Raw genomic sequence first — 251 nt, forward strand, 5'->3', positions numbered from 1 at the left:
CTTTCGAACAGGTACAAACACCGTTATTGGCGGAGGAGCTAATAACGGTGGTTCTTGTTACTCACTAAATTACCCCAAAAATGATGGTATTTATTATCGTTTAGGTAATGAGTGCCGTGACTATGGAGAACTGAAATTTACTAAAAAGCAGCAATTGAGTGGGGTGAACTTTAAAGCAGTATACATGATAGATGTCGCTGGCGATTCACGTTCGCCTACAGCAACAGAGTCTTGGTCGAAACGTACAAGGG

1 protein-coding gene is annotated in these 251 nt (G+C 41.8%); it reads left to right on the top strand.

The window, feature by feature from the left end; all coding sequences use genetic code 11:
• The coding region (locus AAEZ18_RS19275; RefSeq protein ID WP_352256045.1) for a carbohydrate porin at positions 1–251 on the top strand (251 nt) is incomplete at both ends.

This window comes from Pseudoalteromonas sp. 19-MNA-CIBAN-0066, from assembly GCF_040308705.1.
GTDB classification, from domain to species: domain Bacteria; phylum Pseudomonadota; class Gammaproteobacteria; order Enterobacterales; family Alteromonadaceae; genus Pseudoalteromonas; species Pseudoalteromonas nigrifaciens.